This is a genomic window from uncultured Erythrobacter sp. (assembly GCF_947502395.1).
Lineage (GTDB): Bacteria > Pseudomonadota > Alphaproteobacteria > Sphingomonadales > Sphingomonadaceae > Erythrobacter.
Genome location: NZ_CANMZM010000003.1, coordinates 244,634 through 262,066, shown reverse-complemented (window position 1 = coordinate 262,066; position 17,433 = coordinate 244,634). Strand labels below are relative to the sequence as shown.

16 protein-coding genes and 2 riboswitches are annotated in these 17,433 nt (G+C 56.7%); of the genes, 2 read left to right on the top strand and 14 right to left on the bottom strand.

Features of this window, described 5'->3' with window-relative positions:
• Positions 1–7: 7 nt before the first annotated feature.
• The 14 genes from Q0778_RS12590 to Q0778_RS12525 form a co-directional block, all read right to left on the bottom strand.
• Positions 8–397, bottom strand: coding sequence for a hypothetical protein (locus Q0778_RS12590; protein ID WP_298336516.1), 390 nt, complete (start codon positions 395–397; stop codon positions 8–10).
• A gap of 65 nt (positions 398–462) precedes the next feature.
• Positions 463–834 (bottom strand): glycine cleavage system protein GcvH, encoded by a 372-nt coding sequence (gene gcvH, locus Q0778_RS12585; protein WP_298336515.1) that lies wholly within the window; start codon positions 832–834, stop codon positions 463–465.
• 3 nt (positions 835–837) lie between these two features.
• Positions 838–1,989: a glycine cleavage system aminomethyltransferase GcvT gene (gene gcvT / locus Q0778_RS12580; RefSeq protein ID WP_298336514.1), complete on the bottom strand. Its 1,152-nt coding sequence runs from the start codon at positions 1,987–1,989 to the stop codon at positions 838–840.
• A gap of 50 nt (positions 1,990–2,039) precedes the next feature.
• Positions 2,040–2,153: riboswitch (glycine riboswitch) on the bottom strand.
• Positions 2,154–2,264: riboswitch (glycine riboswitch) on the bottom strand.
• Between the two features lie 141 nt (positions 2,265–2,405).
• On the bottom strand, positions 2,406–2,771 hold the full coding sequence (locus Q0778_RS12575; RefSeq protein ID WP_298301072.1) for a hypothetical protein: 366 nt from the start codon (positions 2,769–2,771) through the stop codon (positions 2,406–2,408).
• Positions 2,772–2,783: 12 nt separating this feature from the next.
• A complete protein-coding gene (locus tag Q0778_RS12570) occupies positions 2,784–3,542 on the bottom strand; it encodes a hypothetical protein (protein WP_298301069.1) in 759 nt (252 codons plus the stop codon).
• 9 nt (positions 3,543–3,551) lie between these two features.
• On the bottom strand, positions 3,552–4,172 hold the full coding sequence (locus Q0778_RS12565) for a hypothetical protein (RefSeq protein WP_298336512.1): 621 nt from the start codon (positions 4,170–4,172) through the stop codon (positions 3,552–3,554).
• 208 nt (positions 4,173–4,380) lie between these two features.
• Positions 4,381–5,982 (bottom strand): hypothetical protein, encoded by a 1,602-nt coding sequence (locus tag Q0778_RS12560; RefSeq protein WP_298336510.1) that lies wholly within the window; start codon positions 5,980–5,982, stop codon positions 4,381–4,383.
• 363 nt (positions 5,983–6,345) lie between these two features.
• Positions 6,346–7,254, bottom strand: a complete 909-nt coding sequence (locus Q0778_RS12555) for a CsgG/HfaB family protein (protein ID WP_298301063.1) — start codon at positions 7,252–7,254, stop codon at positions 6,346–6,348.
• Between the two features lie 59 nt (positions 7,255–7,313).
• The gene (locus Q0778_RS12550; RefSeq protein WP_298336508.1) at positions 7,314–7,736 is read right to left on the bottom strand and encodes a curli assembly protein CsgF; all 423 of its coding nucleotides are present in this window, start codon (positions 7,734–7,736) and stop codon (positions 7,314–7,316) included.
• Positions 7,737–7,981: 245 nt separating this feature from the next.
• Positions 7,982–10,648, bottom strand: a complete 2,667-nt coding sequence (gene metH / locus Q0778_RS12545) for a methionine synthase (protein ID WP_298336506.1) — start codon at positions 10,646–10,648, stop codon at positions 7,982–7,984.
• The gene (locus Q0778_RS12540; RefSeq protein ID WP_298336504.1) at positions 10,645–11,193 is read right to left on the bottom strand and encodes a GNAT family N-acetyltransferase; all 549 of its coding nucleotides are present in this window, start codon (positions 11,191–11,193) and stop codon (positions 10,645–10,647) included. The genes metH and Q0778_RS12540 overlap by 4 nt, the downstream gene beginning before the upstream one ends.
• Positions 11,194–11,197: 4 nt before the next feature.
• A complete protein-coding gene (locus Q0778_RS12535) occupies positions 11,198–12,301 on the bottom strand; it encodes a homocysteine S-methyltransferase family protein (RefSeq protein ID WP_298336502.1) in 1,104 nt (367 codons plus the stop codon).
• Positions 12,298–13,236, bottom strand: a complete 939-nt coding sequence (gene metF / locus Q0778_RS12530; RefSeq protein ID WP_298336500.1) for a methylenetetrahydrofolate reductase — start codon at positions 13,234–13,236, stop codon at positions 12,298–12,300. Before metF ends, Q0778_RS12535 begins: the two co-directional genes overlap by 4 nt.
• Positions 13,233–14,240, bottom strand: a complete 1,008-nt coding sequence (locus Q0778_RS12525) for a metalloregulator ArsR/SmtB family transcription factor (RefSeq protein WP_298336497.1) — start codon at positions 14,238–14,240, stop codon at positions 13,233–13,235. Before Q0778_RS12525 ends, metF begins: the two co-directional genes overlap by 4 nt.
• Positions 14,241–14,355: 115 nt before the next feature.
• Between Q0778_RS12525 and Q0778_RS12520 the strand changes: the two genes are divergently transcribed.
• Positions 14,356–16,335 (top strand): beta-galactosidase, encoded by a 1,980-nt coding sequence (locus Q0778_RS12520; protein WP_366519547.1) that lies wholly within the window; start codon positions 14,356–14,358, stop codon positions 16,333–16,335.
• 22 nt (positions 16,336–16,357) lie between these two features.
• The gene (locus Q0778_RS12515) at positions 16,358–17,431 is read left to right on the top strand and encodes a Gfo/Idh/MocA family oxidoreductase (RefSeq protein WP_298336495.1); all 1,074 of its coding nucleotides are present in this window, start codon (positions 16,358–16,360) and stop codon (positions 17,429–17,431) included.
• Positions 17,432–17,433 lie beyond the last annotated feature (2 nt).

Below are 17,433 nucleotides of genomic sequence, written 5' to 3'. Positions count from 1 at the left end.
GCTTTTCCTAAAACGCTAGAAGCTCAATTGAAGTGGGTTTGATGTCATCGCAGCGGTCCCAGCATCCGAAATCATTGCCGCTCTCAGTTGGTGGCTTTTTGTGGGTCGCATTCACTTGACCGTAGAGCACAACTTCACTGAATTGCATCAGCATGGCGGCACGGTCGAAGTCATCAGCGCCACCAATTGATAGCCGCCGATCCATTGCAGCAGACCACGCTTCTGATTCTGCCTCGCCTTCTGCCACAAGCTTGGCATCGACTAGTGACGGATAGATCGCGCAATCAAGACCGCCGCACTGTCCCAGCCAACCTTTAACCGCTATTTCCTTGCCGTGAAGCTTGCTATCCGCCGACGTAATGTCTTGCGTGACTTCTCCAACGCTATATGCGTCCACCGGCACATCTACGGCACACCCCCAAAAGGCTATGGGCAAGCAAAGCAATATGGCGACGCGAAGCATCAAAGCGCCTCGACAAACGCCTTGTAGCCTTTGTCATCCATCAGGCCTTCAAGCTCAGCTTTGTCGCCAATGGTCATGCGAAAGAACCAGCCGTCTTCCTCGGGAGAGGAATTGACCAGGGCGGGCTCCTCTTCGAGCGCTTCATTGCCCTCGGTCACTTCGCCGCTGATCGGGGCGTAGACGTCGCTTGCCGCTTTCACGCTTTCGACCACGGCCGCATCGCCGCCTTTGTCGAGCATGGTACCAACGCTTGGGAGTTCAACAAAAACGATGTCGCCCAATTGCTCTTGCGCATAGTCGGTGATGCCAACTGTGGCGCTTTCGCCTTCGACATCGATCCATTCGTGTTCATCGGTGAAGTAACGCGGCATTGATCAGTTCCCTCTGAAGTATTTGTGAGCCACAAAAGGCATGGAAGTAACGGTTGCGGGCAGGCTCTTTTTGCGAACCTGACAGATCAGTTCGGTGCCTTCTTCGGCGTAAGCGGCATCGACGTAGGCCATGGCAATTGGCTGACCCAATGTGGGGGAGAAGCCGCCACTGGTGACAACGCCAACTTTAGTGTCGCCTGCAAAGACGTCCGCGCCTTCGCGTGCGGGCATGCGGCCTTCAATCTTTAGGCCAACACGCTTGGCCGCTGGGCCGTTATTGAAAGCTTCCATCACCGGTCCGTGGCCAAGATAACCACCACCTTCGCGGCGCTTCTTCGAAAGTGCGAAGGTGAGGTCAGCGCTTACCGGATCGGTCTCAAGCGTTAGATCGTGGCCATAAAGCGGGAGCCCAGCCTCAAGTCGAAGACTGTCGCGCGCACCAAGCCCTGCGGGCTTGACCCGGTCATCGCTGGTCAGCACATCTGCTAGCTTGGCCACTGAGCCTTCGTGAACCGAAATCTCAAACCCGTCTTCGCCGGTATAGCCAGCCCGGCTCACCCAGATATGTCCGTCATCATATTCAAACAAATCGGCGGTCATAAAGGTGAGCGCGCCCGTGCCCGGGATCAGCTCCTCCAAGATATCGCCAGCCTCCGGTCCCTGCAAAGCAAGCAATGCGAAGTCATCGTAATGGGTGAGCGTCACCTCATCGGCCAAATGCTCGCGAAGGTGCGCGATATCGTCCCATTTACACGCACCATTGACCACGAGCGCGAGATGCGGGCCAACATTGGTGACCATCAAATCGTCGATCACCCCGCCCTCTTCAGTGAGCAGCATGGAATAGCGCATCTTGTTTGGCTTCAGGCTTGTGATCAGGCCGGGGAGCAGCCTTTCAAGCTCGCGCGCGGCAAGTTCAGGATCATTCTCAGGCGAGCGCAAAGCCAGCTGCCCCATATGCGACACATCAAAAAGGCTCGCCGAAGAACGAGTCCATTCGTGCTCAGCTACGATACCCTCATATTGGATCGGCATTTCATAGCCCGCAAAGGGCACCATCCGCGCTCCATGGTCGCGGTGCCACGCATCCAGTGGTAACTTTCCGAGCTCTATTGCCTCCAGAGGCTCGTCTTCTTCGATTGGTTGGTCGCTCAAAATCAGGTCCCTCAAGACAGGTTCAAAAACACCCAAAACAAGGTGTTGTTCCTGCCCCCTCTGTCGGGAAAACCTGAGAGCTTAGCCGGTCCTTACCAGGTCCAGCCTTCCCCTTCGGTGGTGAGGCAAACAGCCAACGCTGCCCTCACGCTTTCCAGAGTGCCCATTCCAGCGCGGTCCATTTGCCTGAGAGTTTCCGGGGCGGTTGCTCCTTCGGCGCCAAGCCCACCCCCTCTTGCAAGGTGATAGGGCCAAGTCTCTCCCGCGAAAGACGCCAGAATCACTCCTGGCGGGCAAGCCCCATGTTGCGGATGCGAAGAGCCGCGTCAATCGAGGCGAAGCCACTCAAACGAATTAATTGTGCGAAAATGGGGCTGGGCTGCGCATCAATGGTACTTCGGCGCGTTCACGCAGCATCAGATCAGATCGCAATCCCCTGCGGTCAAGGTGTAGTTAGCGCCGCCTGCCTCTTTCACCATCACTTTGGCACACCAGCTTTCACCAGTGTTGGTTTTCATGCGCGAGAGCACTTGCCGATTGCCCGAGGCAACACTGGTGCTGCCTTTGTGCCGAGCGTTGGATGCTCCGGTCAGCTCCGCGGTAAACTCAACCTGCTGCGTGACGGGAGAATTGGCGACCACATGAACCTCAACACTATCGCTGGTTTCAATCACTTCAAGCGACAAAGCACGTTGGTCACTCGACGCGTTCACAGCGCTCGCTCCCGCAGAAATTGCAAGGACAGGCCCGAACAGAGCCAATTTGGCAAGGACATGGCGCATGAAAGGCGCTCCTTAATTTCCACCACCCAATTGCTGCACAATCGCTCCAACGAGAGTCTGTGTTTCCTGGCTAAGGTCTGCTGCGGGATCGCGGTCGGCTTCCGCAGACTGGGCGTCGCTCGCAGATTGGCGGTTAAGTGTGACGGAGGCCAGAACCTGATTATCGAAATCGCCGGGATTCGCATCGACATTTGCAAGCCGCCTGATCGCTGCCTGAAGCGTTGCTGCGCGACCAGCATCAAGCCCGCCACCCAACAGATTGTCTTCGGCTGAGCCGTCCGAACGTTCTTGAGCAAATTCTTCTGAGCGGGTTTCTAGCCGTGTTTCGCACAAAGCCTGAAGCGCAGGAATATCGCTTCCACGCTCACAAATGTCGGTGCCTTCCACAGCATCAAGCAACACACGGCGCTCGGCTGCGCTCAGTTGAGCCAATACTGCGGTCGAGGAGCCGTCCGACAGCTGTGCAACTTCATTGCTGCCGCCTTGCGCCGAAACCTGCGTCACAGGCGTACTACGCTGGGCCTTTGCAGCCTCAATCTGGCGTTGCCGCTCATCGGCTCTTGCTCGCGCGGCTGCCACGCTCTCAGGCGTGATCGTATCTGGGAAATAGACTTTGGAAGTGGAGTCTTCGGGTGCTTGATTGACAAAGGCAGCTTCGTCGCGCGGCACCTCTGGTTCTGACTGCTGCGCAAATCCAACGCTCGACGCACCCCACGCAAAGGCAAGACCTGCGAAGGTCAGCCCTTTTGCGATTGTGCGTGCCGTTGTCATTCGCGTCCCTTAATTGCCCTGAGTCACAATCGCAGTCGCACCGCCGGATTGGACGATAGCCATGTCCGGCAAGCCATTGCCAGTCTGGGTCCACTCAAGCGAATTGCCATCACCGAGCTGCGTTGCTGTCATGGTGTTGTTATCGCCATTCTGTGCAAGAATTGCCTGATTGTCAGAGCCGTCCTGAAGAAGCGTCGCAAGATTGCCATTGCCATTCTGAGCAATCCCAGCGCTGGAGCCGATGAGACCATTGTCATTCTGCGACAGAAGCGCAGTGTTGGCGCTTCCCGTCTGGGAAATGATCGCAACACTTTGCGCATCGCCTGCTTGAGAAACAGTTGCGATGTTCGCTGAACCGGTCTGGTCGATCCCAGCAAAATGGTCGCCATCGCCAGTTTGGGTCACATCGACGGTGTTATCGTCACCGTCCTGCTTCACATCGATATTCTGCGCGCTGCCGGATTGCGTCAGGCTTGCGTCATTGCCGCTGCCAACTTGCTCGACAAAGACACCGCCAACAGGCCCAGTATCAGGCCCGGTATCAGGCGCATTGACCTGTGTTTGGGCCATCGCGGGAAACGAGGCCACGCTTGCCAACAAAGCGGCGAAACTAAGAAGTCTACCGTTCATAATCACACCTTAACCTATTGTGTCGCCGATAGCGAGGCATCGGAGCGGAGCCATCGAAACTCAACGCTAGATCTGGTCTATACCCAGTCGCCAAAAGCGTGATGGCGCGGCCCAAACGGACTTTGATCGTCGCAGAACGCCTCAATTGAAGGCGATCGCAACGGTAAGAAAGAGGGACCCGAAGGCCCCTCTTCCGACCTATTTTCGACTACTGGTTCACAGTCGCGGTGTTATTCAGGCCAGCCTGAGTAACAGTCGAGATGTTGTTATCAGAGAAAGCCTGAGTGACCGTGGCAAGGTTGCCTTCGCCGGTCTGAATGACCGTGCTGAGGTTACCGTTGGACTCTTGGGTCACACGAGCAATGTTGTCGAGGGCGAGAGCGCCAAAGCCTTGAATGACATTGCTGGTGTTCCCGTTCCCGGTTTGAGTAACCCTTGCAAGGTTGTTATTGCTGCCTGAGGCGGCACCTTGGTCGACCAAGCTGGAGTTACCGTCACCGATCTGATCGACGAAGGCCCGGTTGTTATCGCTCGGACCGGCCTCACCACCAAGGGCGAATGGTCCTTGGAAAACGGACGAGTCGTTACCCTCACCACTCTGATCAACAACTGCAAGGTTGTCTTGGCCGCCCACCTCTTGTTGGATGAAACTGTCATTGTCGACACCATCTTGGCGCACGATAGCCTCATCTGAGAAGCCCTCTTGGAGGATCTCACTCTCGTTTCCGATACCGCCAATGCTGCGAACCCGAGCGAAGTTCTCATCGCCAGACTGGACAATCGAACTGTCGTTAAAGTCGCCGTCAATAACCCGGACAACCGCTTCGTTCGAGCTACCGGTCTGATCGATAAAGCTGGAGTTTCCGGTACCAACCTGGCGGACAAAGGCGATGTTGTCGGCATCGTCGCCAGTTTGCAAGATGGTGCTGTCGTTGTCGATGCCATTTTGGATAACTTCAGCATCGTTCGATCCGCGTGGCGGCGTCAGGCTATCACCTTGCGAAATGTCCGAAGTGTTTTCGGCACCAGTTTGCCTCACAAAAGCGAATGAGCCGTTAGTGGTGCTATCCTGGTCGATATCGCTTTCGTTATCTGTACCGTTCTGGGCGACATCAAGCAGGTTGAAATTGCCACCCTGCGTTGAATCGGCGCGGTTACCAATCCCATTCTGAATAACGTCTGCAGTATTAGCTGCACCGCGTTGCTCAACATCAGAAGTGTTGTCGTCGCCGGTTTGGAACACTGTAGCGAGGCCCAAGTTGCCAATCTGATCAACATCGGCCGTATTGCCATTGCCAAGCTGATCGACGACCGCTTCCTGCCCGCTGCGGGTAGGAGGTGGGAAACCGTTGGTCACACCCTGGCTGATGGTTGCATCATTGCCTTCACCGTTCTGCACGATAAGTGCATCCTGCGAGCGACCTGTAGCTGACAGGTTAGCCCCATCCGACGCTTGGTTGATGGTCGCGGTGTTCGTCGCGCTTAGGCCATCACCATTTGTCTGATCAATCTCGGCGTTCATATCGAGACCGGTTTGGTTGATCGTCGCTTCATTGGTTGGCACAGAGAAGGTTGTCGAAGTCGGCGCCCCATCACGCTGCGTGATAAGCGCATCGCTATCCTCCGCAAGGAAACCAGCCTCTGCCGTGCCCTGATTGATTGTTGCGACGCCTTCTACGCTTTCAGTCTGTTCGACTGTACCAACGTTTGCGGTACCATCCTGGTTTACAGTGGCTTGGTTAGCCGCTGCTGGAGCAGCCATGGCAAGCGCCAAAATAGATGCACCGGTAAAGATTGAATTTCTCATCATATTTCCCCCCTTTAGGAAGTTTCAACGTTCGCGACCTATCATTACACAATCAGAGTTCTGTGCTCTGCTCATAGTTGACGGGTACTTTTCCGTCTTGTTTGTCCGCAGGGCGCTCCACGATGGGACACACGGCAGACAAAATGTTCAAATCGAATTGTCTAGAGAGACGCGCCTTGACTGTACTGCGAGAGCACGCCCGTCAAATACCTAGATATGCAGCAACACATTGTGCGCGCAGGTTTGCACCCCAAATTCCCCCTTAAATCTCTTCTCCAACTACACCAACCGCTTCTCTAACCCACAGCTTCCAAATACCAGCCGCCGCGCAGGCACTTACTCCGCGCGGCACCCCCTGGTCCAAGATCAGGAACCTTCTTCTTCGCCGTCGCCGCCATCAACGACAGTCAACGATGTGAGCGATCCAGCCCGCTCCACCGCATCTTGCACATCGTCTGCGTCATAAATTCCATCGCGCTCGGCCCGATAGGTGCTCATCAGCGCCTCGGCCGCCTCGGAATTGGCAAACCGCCACAACCCCAGATCGACACCTTCAAGCACAAGGCCATAAACCGCCTTCTCAATCGCCTGCTGCAAAGCAACCTGATCAGGCTCATTCGAGGTAATCCCAGCCTCAGCCTCAAGCAGTTCGCGGAAAGCAACGAAACGGAAAGCATTCGCCCCCAACGCTTGGCTCGCGATTGTCTTCGAAGTCTGGATATTGGCAAGAACTTCGCCGGTGCGCACAGACACTGCGCGTAAATAAACCGTCACGGTGTCCTGCCGGTATTCGGTGCGAGCACCAATGCCGAGAAACGCCGCGCCAGCGCCACCAGTTACGGTGTTTGTGTCATAGCCAATGATCCCGCCTTCGAGCAGCACCCCGGCAAACAAAAGCGCGGGAAGCGCGTTTGGATCAACCTGTTGCTCTCCCAAATAGCGTTTGCGCATCTCGCCAATAATCTGGCGTTCCCGGAGGAGGTTATCGAGCCGCTCGCGCTCGACAACGGTGAACCACTGGCGATTGCCGGCATCCTGCAGCGCCTTGACCAAAATGGAGCCAGCGCCTTGCGTGACCGCACGTGATAGCGTTTGCCCGGTGTTGGTTGGTCGGAATTGCCCAGTCTGATCGCTGAACCCATAAACCGCGATCGCCACCTGGCGCTGAGGCGCTGGCAATTGGTGTAAAAGGTTTTGAGTTTGCGTTTTCTTCGGGAAGTAAGCGAGGCTGGTCGTCTCAGGAAGAAAGTCGCGCCCGTCCTCACCAAGGCTCATACACCCGCTCAATGAAAGCGCACAAAGGCTCGCAAGCCCTAATCTAAAAGCACGCCGCATCAATTGACCTCAATGAACAGAGGAATAACAATTCGGGTTTCTTCACCCGAGTTGTCGTCACGGATAATCAAAGTGACTTCATCCAGACTGCGGAAAAATTCGATTGTCTGCCCGCCGAATGTGATGGTGCCCTGCTCTTGCGGGTTATCCCCGAAGATTGCGTCGACGATTTGCGACGACAGTGCAGAAAGAAGCCGCGATTCGAGCTGACGCGCAAAGATGCTCGATTGGTCACTGCGATCAACCGCATCGGGATCCGTTGTGTCATTCTGAGCATTTGCAATGCCCAAGATATGATTCGAATTGAATGGATTACCACCGAAAGTGGGGCTTATTGGAGTGTGGACCAAATCCTGAGCCATGGCAGGTGACGCGCCAAGCGCGCATACCAATCCCAACGCCACAGCGAGACTGCGAATCATCTTTTAACCCCCTCTATCCAACGGATAGCCCTAACGCATCGGTAACTTTATTTGTTCGTTTATTGCTCATCTTTGCAAAACTGTCGAGCCGTTTTGTGCCACGCAGGCTTGGTCGGCGGGCAAAAAGCCGAGCTGTGCCTAATTGGGGCAAAGCGACAGACAAACCATAATTTGGGGGGGAAGCACGGGCATATTTATCCCGCACTGCCCTCGCAGAGTTGTATTTTCCACCCGCTGAGAGCGCCTTAGAGGTTTGGCCGAAGCCAACGTTCCGCGATGGCCACGTCAACCCCGCGCCTCATCGCATAGTCCTCAAGCTGGTCACGGCCGATTTTTGCCACCCCAAAATACTGCGATTCAGGGTGTCCAAAATAGAGCCCGCTTACGGCCGCAGTTGGGTACATGGCGAAGCTTTCTGTCAGGGAGACACCTATTTTTGCCTCAGCATCCAACATGTCAAAGAGAATCGGCTTGAGCGAATGGTCCGGCACAGCGGGATAACCAGGTGCTGGACGGATACCGCGATATTGCTCTTTGATCAGCGCCTGATTGGTGAGCTGCTCACCCGGTGCATAGCCCCACAGGTCAGTGCGCACATGCTGGTGCAGCCGCTCGGCCATAGCTTCGGCAAACCGGTCGGCGAGCGCTTTCAGGAGAATGTCGGAATAGTCGTCCTTATCCGCACGGAAACGTTCGATGTGGGGTTCTATCCCGTGGATGCCGACAACAAAACCGCCCATCCAATCGCCTGCTGGATCAATGAAATCGGCAAGGCACATATTCGCCCGGTCGCGGCTCTTGATCACTTGTTGACGAAGGAACGGCATGCGGATGTGCTGTTCTTCCTCCAGATGGATCATCACATCGTCGCGGCAATCATGTGCACGGGCGCAGGGCCACAGACCCACGACTGCCTTTGCGGTGAGCCATTTCTCCGACACGATCTGCTCCAGCATCGCATCGGCATCGGCTTTGAGATTGCGCGCGGCCTCGCCCACCACCTCATCATCAAGGATGCGCGGGTAAACGCCGTGGAGCTCCCACGCGCGAAAGAACGGGGTCCAATCGAAGGTCTCCACCAGATCCTCAAGCGGCCATTCCTCGAACAGATGATCACCCGGCTGCAACGGCGGCGCGGGCTTGTCGCTGAGGAAAGCATCATAGAAATTGCCGCGCGCTTCTTTCAAAGGCAGCAGCGCCTTTTCGCTCTTACCAGCGCGAGCAACGCGGACCTTCTCGTATTCCTCCGCGGTTTCCTCAACGAAGGGGTCGCGCAAAGTGTCTGACAGCAGCTTGGAGGCGACACCTACGGCGCGACTTGCATCAAGCACATGGATCACGGGACCGTCATAGACCGGATCGATTTTTAGAGCGGTGTGCACGCGGCTGGTGGTGGCCCCGCCGATGAGCAGCGGCATCGTCATGCCTGCACCTTGCATCTCTTCGGCGACCGTCACCATCTCATCCAAGCTGGGCGTGATAAGGCCTGAGAGCCCGATCATATCGGCACTGTGATCGTTCGCCGCCTTGAGGATGTCCTGCCACGGCACCATCACGCCAAGGTCGACCACTTCATAGCCGTTGCATTGCAAAACGACGCCCACGATATTCTTGCCGATATCGTGCACATCGCCTTTGACGGTGGCCATGATGATGGTGCCTTTGGAGGAGCGTTCGACCTCCGGCAGGAGCAGCTTTTCCTCCTCGATATAGGGGATGAGGTGGGCGACCGCCTTCTTCATCACGCGCGCGGATTTGACCACTTGAGGCAGGAACATTTTGCCCGAGCCGAACAGGTCGCCAACAACGTTCATGCCGTCCATCAGCGGGCCTTCGATCACCTCAATCGGGCGACCGCCGGCCTCAAAAATCTCTTGACGCATGATTTCCGTGTCATCGACAATATGCGCATCAATCCCTTTGACCAGCGCATGTTCGAGACGTTTGGAGACTTCCCAGCCGCGCCATTCGGCCGCTTGTTTGTCGTCTTCCTTGCTCTTGCCCTTGAAGCTTTCGGCTAGGTTGATGAGCTTTTCTGTGGCGCTGTCCGCGTCACCATCATCCTTGGCACCCAATGCCTTGGGCTTGCGCATCAAGATTACTTCTTCGCATGCCTCGCGCAGCACGGGGTCGATGGTGTCGTAAACGTCAAGCTGCCCTGCGTTGACGATCGCCATATCGAGCCCGGCAGGGATGGCGTGATAGAGAAAGACCGAGTGCATCGCCCGGCGCACCGTCTCATTCCCGCGGAAAGAGAAGGAGAGATTAGAAAGCCCGCCAGACGTTTTGGCGTGGGGGCATTGTTCTTTGATCTCTTGGCATGCTTCGATGAAGTCGAGACCATAGCGATCGTGCTCTTCAATCCCAGTCGCGACAGCAAAGACGTTGGGGTCAAAGATGATGTCTTCGGGCGGAAAACCGATGCCAGTGAGAAGGTCATAGGCGCGTTTGCAAATCTCGACCTTGCGCTCTTTTGTGTCGGCCTGCCCAACCTCATCGAACGCCATGACGACTGCCGCCGCGCCATAGTTCATGCACAGACGCGCATGTTTGAGGAACTCTTCCTCGCCCTCTTTCATGCTGATCGAATTGACGATGGGTTTGCCGGACACGCATTTGAGCCCGGCCTCGATCACATCCCATTTGGAACTGTCGATCATCACCGGAACGCGAGCGATATCGGGCTCTGCTGCGATCAATTTGAGGAAGGTCGTCATGGCGTGCTTCGCGTCGAGCAGGCCTTCATCCATGTTGACGTCGATCACTTGCGCACCGTTCTCAACTTGGCTGCGAGCAACCTCGACGGCGGTTGCATAGTCATCGGCCATGATGAGCTTTTTGAACCGCGCAGAGCCGGTCACATTGGTGCGCTCACCGATGTTGATGAAGTTAGAGGCAGATTGAGCGGTCATTGAGGGGTTTCCAGAGAATGGTCGCAAGCGAGGTCGCGGGCGAAGACGTAATCGTCGTAGAGTTTCCCGCCTACGTTAAACTGGCGGGTGCCGATGATTTGAAAGCCCTGGCGCTTGTAGAATGCGATGGCGCGGTGGTTGTCGTCTTTCACCCCTAGGAGCAGGCGTTTGCTGCCTACCGCAGCGCCGAGCACTTCGGCGAACAAACGCTGCGCCGCGCCGGTTCCTTGAAAACGGGAGAGCACGTAAATCTTTTTAAGCTCCACATCGCCTTCTTGAGCGGCATCAAGTTCGGGCTGAGGGATCAAAATGGCATAGCCGATGGGCGATCCATTGATGTCAGCAAGCCACGCCTTTGCGCCGCCTTGGATAAGTGCCGCCAGAAATTCGGGCGCATGCTTTTCCCGGCAATGGGCCAGCATTGCATCACCCGGAATCTCTTGCGCGAAGGTCTCCAGAAACGTCGCATCGGACACTAGCGAAAGATGCGCGGCGTCTTCCGCAAACGCAGGGCGAATAGCAATAAGGTCCGCGGGCGCTGTCATTGTATTAGGCAGCCGAACACGAACCAGCTGCACAGCAGCTCTTCGGCTTGGTGCCGGTGAACGAGAACGGCTCCAATCCGGCGAGGCGCATCACCGGATCGGCCTTCTCCCATGTGCGCGGGTCGGCATCGCGCACCGCATCGGCAATCGCACCGATATGCTCAGGCGTAATCCCGCAACAACCGCCCAGAATATTGACCTGTCCTGCCTCTGCCCAGCGCCCGACAAGCTCCGCCGTGGTCGCTGGAAGCTCGTCATATTCGCCAAGCTCATTGGGAAGCCCCGCATTCGGGTAAGCGAGCAAAAGCGTATCCGCGATGCCAGAAAGCAGTTGCACATGCGGGCGAAGTTGCTCTGCGCCAAAGCTGCAGTTGAGGCCAATCGCCGCTGGCTTTGCGTGGCGCACCGTGTGCCAGAACGCCTCGACCGTGTGGCCCGAGAGATTGCGGCCCGACATATCGGTTAGCGTCAGAGAGATCAGAAGCGGTACATCATGGCCGCGCTCCATCTCAATCTCCTTCACCGCCATAATTGCGGCTTTGCAATTGAGCGTGTCGAACACGGTTTCAATCAAGATGAAATCACATCCCCCTTCGATCAGAGCATCGGCCTGTTCGCGGTAGATCGCTTTGACCTCGTCAAAATCAACCTCACGAAAGCCGGGGTCTTCGACATCGGGCGACAAGGACAGCGTCTTATTGGTCGGCCCCATCGCGCCGCACACAAACCGAGGCAGACTATCTTTGGCGGTTGCTTCTTCGCACGCTTCGCGGATCACTTTGGCGGCGGAAATATTGATCTCACGCACCAAATTCTCCGCGCCATAATCGGCCTGACTGATCTGGTTTGCGTTGAAAGTGTTGGTCGCAAGCAGCGTCGCCCCCGAAGCGATATAGCTGTCGCAGATTTTGCGTATCACCTGCGGTTGGGTCAGGTTCACCAGGTCATTATTGCCCTTCTGATCCATCGTTAGGCCAGTGTCGCCAGTGTATTGCTCTTCCGAGAGTTTCTCGTTCTGGATCGCGGTCCCATATGGCCCATCCTTAACCAGAATGCGGGTCTTGGCCGCCTCGTTCAGGCGCTCGCGTGCGGTTGCAGCATAATTCATGCGGCGTCTCCTGCTTTCCATTCTGGGGGCCGTTTGCCGAGCATATGGCAGATCGCATAGCTGAGTTCTGCGCGGTTCAGCGTGTAGAAGTGAAACTGACGCACACCGCCTGCATAAAGCTTGCGACACAATTCAGCCGCGATCGTGGCGCTCACCAATTGGCGCGCCGCTGGGCGTTCGTCGAGGCCATCGAAAAGCCCTTCCATCCATGAAGGGATTGAAGTCCCGCAAAGCCCCGACATCCTTTGAACCGCAGCAAAGCTCATCACTGGCATCACTCCCGGCACAATTTCCGCATCAATCCCGGCCGCCGACGCCTCATCGCGGAAGCGGAAGAAGCATTCTGGATCGAAGAAGAACTGCGTGATCGCACGGTCCGCACCTGCGTCAAATTTCGCCTTCAGATTGTCGATATCGGTTTGCGCATCTGGGCTGTCGGGGTGAACCTCTGGATAAGCCGCGACAGAGATTTCGAAATCGGCAACCTCTTTCAATCCCGCGATCAGTTCCACGGCATTGGCATAGCCGCCCGGATGCGGCTTATAAGCACCGCCATCAGGAGAGTCCCCGCGCAGAGCCACGATGTGGCGAATGCCGCTTTCCCAATAATGCCGGGCCACCGCGTCCACTTCTTCCTTGGTCGCGTTCACGCAAGTGAGGTGGGCAGCAGCGGGAATGTTGGTTTCGTTCTGCACCCGCACAACTTCGGAGTGCGTGCGTTCGCGCGTGGAACCCCCTGCGCCGTATGTCACGGATACAAAGCGCGGGCCCAGCGGCTGCAAGGTTGCAACGCTGTCCTGCAGAGTCTGCGTCATCTTTTCCGTCTTGGGCGGGAAGAACTCGAAGCTGATGTCAATATCGCCGGGAAGATCGGAGAAAAGCGGGCTATCAAGCGCGGTCCGCGCTTCGTGCATTTGGTTCAGGGTCGGGGTCATAGTTCAAGCTTCTTTGCGGGGGTGTCGAGCGCGGAGTCAGGTACTGCGCCCAGAGGATCATTGGGTCTCTTACCAATCCAGATCTTCACAACAAGCTCGCCGCCATCCAACGCATGGGGTTTTTCCGGAGTGAAACCGGCGGCTCTCAAAAGTGCACGCATCTGATCGTCGGTAAAGCCGAGCCGTGCGTGCTGGTGGCGGTCACGCAGCTCTTCATGCTCGTGAGCGGCAAAGTCGACAATCGCGATCCGTCCACCCGCCTTTGTGACCCGCGCTGCTTCGGTGAGCGGGATCGCGGGGTCTGGCGCGAAGTGGAGCACTTGGTGCAGCAATACAGTGTCGAAGCTCGCGGCAGCGAAGGGAAGATCGGCAAAATCGCCTTGCACCAGATCGACTTTGCTGGCCGGCAAGTGTTGCAATTTCGCCCGCGCGACCCGCAACATCTCGACATTCTTATCCAGCGCATTGATGTGATCCGCGTGATCCGCAAACAGCTCCGCCATCCGACCGGTTCCGGTGCCGATATCGAGCATGCAGCCAAGCGAGTCTTCATTAAGGGCCTTGATCAATTGCTCTTCGACTTGGACCTCAGGTGTATGAAGCGCGCGTAGCTCATCCCATTCGCTGGCATGCTGTGCAAAATACTGTTCTGCATTGGCCTCTCGCGCATGGCGGATCGCAGCGAGCTTGCGGCGATCGTCGACGCATACTTTTGCAAACTCGCCATTCTCTGCCTCAGCAGTGGCCAGCAACCGATCAAGCGCGGCAAGAACAGGGCCCGCATCCTCGCCGCTCACCGCACGCAAGAAGACCCAGCTCCCTTCCCGCCTGCGCTCGGCAAGACCTGCATCGCACAAAATCCCCACATGGCGCGAGACGCGCGGCTGGCTCTGGCCCAGCACCTGTGCAAGCTCACCGACCGCAAGCTCCATCGCCGAAAGCAAACGCGCTATGCGAAGCCTAGTCGGGTCTGCCAAAGCTTTAAAGAGTGCATCGATAACCATCGTCAAGCCATCATATAAAGATATTTTTATATGTGTAAATGCGCTCTAGGAAGTGACCGCAGTTTCGCCCCACTGAGCAAATGGTTTGCAGAACTCAACAAAGGCGATAACGAGTTTGGCGCTCACGCTTTGGCGGCGTTGGACAACTCACGGTGGAGACGCTCTCTTGAAACTCGGCTGCTGTTATTTTCCTGAACATTGGCCCGAAGAAATGTGGGCCAATGACGCGCGCCGAATGCGTGAAATGGGCCTTAGCCTGGTGCGCATTGGTGAATTTGCGTGGAGCCGGATTGAGCCCAATCCCGGGCAGTTTGATTGGGGCTGGCTCGACCGGGCGATAGACACCTTGGCGGATGCAGGCATGGACGTCATGCTGTGCACACCGACTGCAACTCCGCCCAAATGTCTGGTCGACCAAATGCCCGATATGGTCGCGATTGACGAAAAAGGTCGCCCGCGCAGTTTTGGTTCGCGGCGACATTATTGTTTCTCGCATCAAGGGTACCGGGCGCAATCGCGGCGCATCACCTGCGCTGTGGCTGAGAGATATGGTGAGCACCCTGCGATCGTGGCTTGGCAGACCGATAATGAATACGGTTGCCATGACACGGTGCTGAGCTTTTCCGAAGCTGCGGCTGTGGCTTTTCGGGAGTGGTGCAAGACTCGCTACGGCACGATTGAGGCGCTGAACACGGCGTGGGGCAATGTCTTTTGGTCGATGGAGTATCGCTCTTTCGACGAGATTGATCCGCCGCATCTGACCGTAACCGAGGCGAATCCTTCGCATTGGCTCGACTATCGCCGCTTTGCCTCCGATGAAGTGGTGAGCTTTAATGCAGAGCAAGTTGCGATCTTGCGCGAGCACTCGCCGGGACGCGACGTCACCCACAATTTCATGGGCTTTTTCACCGAGTTCGATCACTACGATGTGGGTGCGGACCTCGATGTGGCGACATGGGATAGCTACCCGCTGGGCTTCCTTGAGCAGTTTTGGTTCTCGGATGAGGAGAAGCGCGCGTATTTTCGCCAAGGTCACCCCGATATCGCGGCCTTCCACCATGACCTTTATCGCGGATGCTCTGATGGACGCTGGGGCATTATTGAACAGCAGCCGGGTCCGGTAAACTGGGCGCGGTTTAACCCGGCACCATTGGATGGCATGGTTGCGCTGTGGACGTTGGAGGCGATGGCTCACGGTGCGGAGTTTGTGAGCTACTTCCGCTGGCGGCAGGCCCCGTTTGCACAAGAGCAAATGCACGCAGGGCTCCTTCGCCCCGATAGCGCAGATGCCCCCGCCGCCGATGAAGCACGGCTTGTGCGCGATGTGATCGGGCAGATCGGAGAGCAGACCCACACGCAGGCGAAAGTCGCACTGGTGTTCTCTTACGAGGCGGCATGGGTGTGCGGCATTCAGCCACAGGGGCAATCTTTCCGCTATTTGGAGCTGGTGTACGAGTGGTATTCAGCGCTCAGGCGGCGCGGGCTGGACGTTGATATTGTATCGGCAGGTGTAGCGCTGGATGGCTACAGCGCGGTGTTCATTCCGACTTTGCCGATTGTGCCTGATGGCTTTGCTGAGAAACTGGGAGCGCTCACCTGCCCCGTACTGATCGGCCCGCGTTCAGGGAGCAAAAGCGCGAGCCTGACTATCCCCGATAATCTGGCTCCGGGCGCGCTTGAGGACCTGCTCGATCTGAAAGTGACCCGTGTGGAGAGCCTTCGCAACAATATTTCCTACATTGGAAACGGATTTTCCGTAAGTCGCTGGCTTGAGGAAGTATTGACTGAACAAGCTCCTGAGTTTGCCATTAATGACGGGCGTGGCGTCGTCTTTGTCAATGGCAATCTACGCTACTGCGCAGTATGGCCAGATCGCTCACTTCTGGATTTGCTTGTCGAGCGTATTGCGGGAAAGGTCGGGCTCGATCTCCTGACCCTTCCCGAAGGAATCCGCATCCGCCGCAGCGCCTCTCATCTCTTCGCCTTCAACTATTCGGCTCACGCGGTGGACGTAAGCGGGTTTGGGCTGGGTGAACCCGTGGTAGGCTCTGCTCAGATGGCACCTGCCGCAACGTCAATCTGGACAATTGCATGACCGCCGCCCAGAGGCTCCTTTCATGAGCGAAACACGCAGATACGCGATCATCGGATGCGGCATGATGGGCCGTGAGCATATGGCGAACTTGGCGCTGGTTCCGGGCGCTGAGCTCGTGGCGATTGCTGATCCTGATAGCGGCTCGCGGATGGCTGCAATGTCCAAAGCTGCTGAGCTGGGTCAAAGCCCTGAAATGTATGCAGACACGGGCGAGTTGCTGTCCAACGCAAAGCCCGATGCGGTGATTATCGCCTCGCCCAATTTCACCCATTACGACGTGGTAAAGCCGGTGATGGAGGCGGGCTGCGCTGTGCTGCTGGAAAAGCCCATGTGCACCGATCCTGCCGATGCTTTGGCGCTCGCTAAAGCGGCGCAGGAATATGACAATCTCTTCTGGGTGGGCCTTGAATATCGCTATATGCCGCCCGTCACCAAGTTCATCGAGCGGGTGCATTCTGGCGAAGCTGGCGACATCAAAATGCTCGCCATCCGTGAGCACCGTTTTCCCTTCCTTGTGAAGGTCGGCGATTGGAACCGCTTCAACCGCAACACCGGTGGCACTTTGGTGGAGAAATGCTGCCACTTCTTCGATCTCATGCGCCATATCCTTCGCGACGAACCGGTGCGGGTTTTTGCAAGCGGCGCGGCGGATGTGAACCATCTGGATGAGCGCCATAATGGCGAGACACCGGACATTATCGATAACGCCTTTGTGATGCTGGATTTTGCAGGCGGCGCGCGAGCGGTGCTCGATCTTTGCATGTTCGCAGAGGGCTCCGAAGAGCAGGAAGAGATCAGCGCAGTTGGGCCCGAGGGCAAGCTTGAGGTTAAGCTTCCCGGCGGCTTTGTCACTTGGTCCCCGCGCGATAAATCTGGCCCATTCAAAGAGCACATCGGCGTGCCCCCTGAGGCCTTGGCCGCAGGCGACCACCACGGCGCGACCTACTACCAACAGCGCCACTTTCACGATGCGCTGGTGAGTGACACGCAGCCATTGATTAATGCTCGCGACGGCTATCGCTCGGTCGTGATCGGCGCAGCAGCCCAAGAGAGCATCGCCACCGGCCTTCCTATAGATATCAAATTCGAGGACTAAGT

What these genes read in the sequence shown, in the direction of transcription:
- gcvH (WP_298336515.1), bottom strand. Translation starts at nt 834, where the DNA reads ATGCCGCGTTACTTCACCGATGAACACGAATGGATCGATGTCGAAGGC.
- Q0778_RS12575 (WP_298301072.1), bottom strand. Translation starts at nt 2,771, where the DNA reads ATGCGCCATGTCCTTGCCAAATTGGCTCTGTTCGGGCCTGTCCTTGCA.
- Q0778_RS12570 (WP_298301069.1), bottom strand. Translation starts at nt 3,542, where the DNA reads ATGACAACGGCACGCACAATCGCAAAAGGGCTGACCTTCGCAGGTCTT.
- Q0778_RS12565 (WP_298336512.1), bottom strand. Translation starts at nt 4,172, where the DNA reads ATGAACGGTAGACTTCTTAGTTTCGCCGCTTTGTTGGCAAGCGTGGCC.
- Q0778_RS12560 (WP_298336510.1), bottom strand. Translation starts at nt 5,982, where the DNA reads ATGATGAGAAATTCAATCTTTACCGGTGCATCTATTTTGGCGCTTGCC.
- Q0778_RS12555 (WP_298301063.1), bottom strand. Translation starts at nt 7,254, where the DNA reads ATGAGCCTTGGTGAGGACGGGCGCGACTTTCTTCCTGAGACGACCAGC.
- Q0778_RS12550 (WP_298336508.1), bottom strand. Translation starts at nt 7,736, where the DNA reads ATGATTCGCAGTCTCGCTGTGGCGTTGGGATTGGTATGCGCGCTTGGC.
- metH (WP_298336506.1), bottom strand. Translation starts at nt 10,648, where the DNA reads ATGACCGCTCAATCTGCCTCTAACTTCATCAACATCGGTGAGCGCACC.
- Q0778_RS12540 (WP_298336504.1), bottom strand. Translation starts at nt 11,193, where the DNA reads ATGACAGCGCCCGCGGACCTTATTGCTATTCGCCCTGCGTTTGCGGAA.
- Q0778_RS12535 (WP_298336502.1), bottom strand. Translation starts at nt 12,301, where the DNA reads ATGAATTATGCTGCAACCGCACGCGAGCGCCTGAACGAGGCGGCCAAG.
- metF (WP_298336500.1), bottom strand. Translation starts at nt 13,236, where the DNA reads ATGACCCCGACCCTGAACCAAATGCACGAAGCGCGGACCGCGCTTGAT.
- Q0778_RS12525 (WP_298336497.1), bottom strand. Translation starts at nt 14,240, where the DNA reads ATGGTTATCGATGCACTCTTTAAAGCTTTGGCAGACCCGACTAGGCTT.
- Q0778_RS12515 (WP_298336495.1), top strand. Translation starts at nt 16,358, where the DNA reads ATGAGCGAAACACGCAGATACGCGATCATCGGATGCGGCATGATGGGC.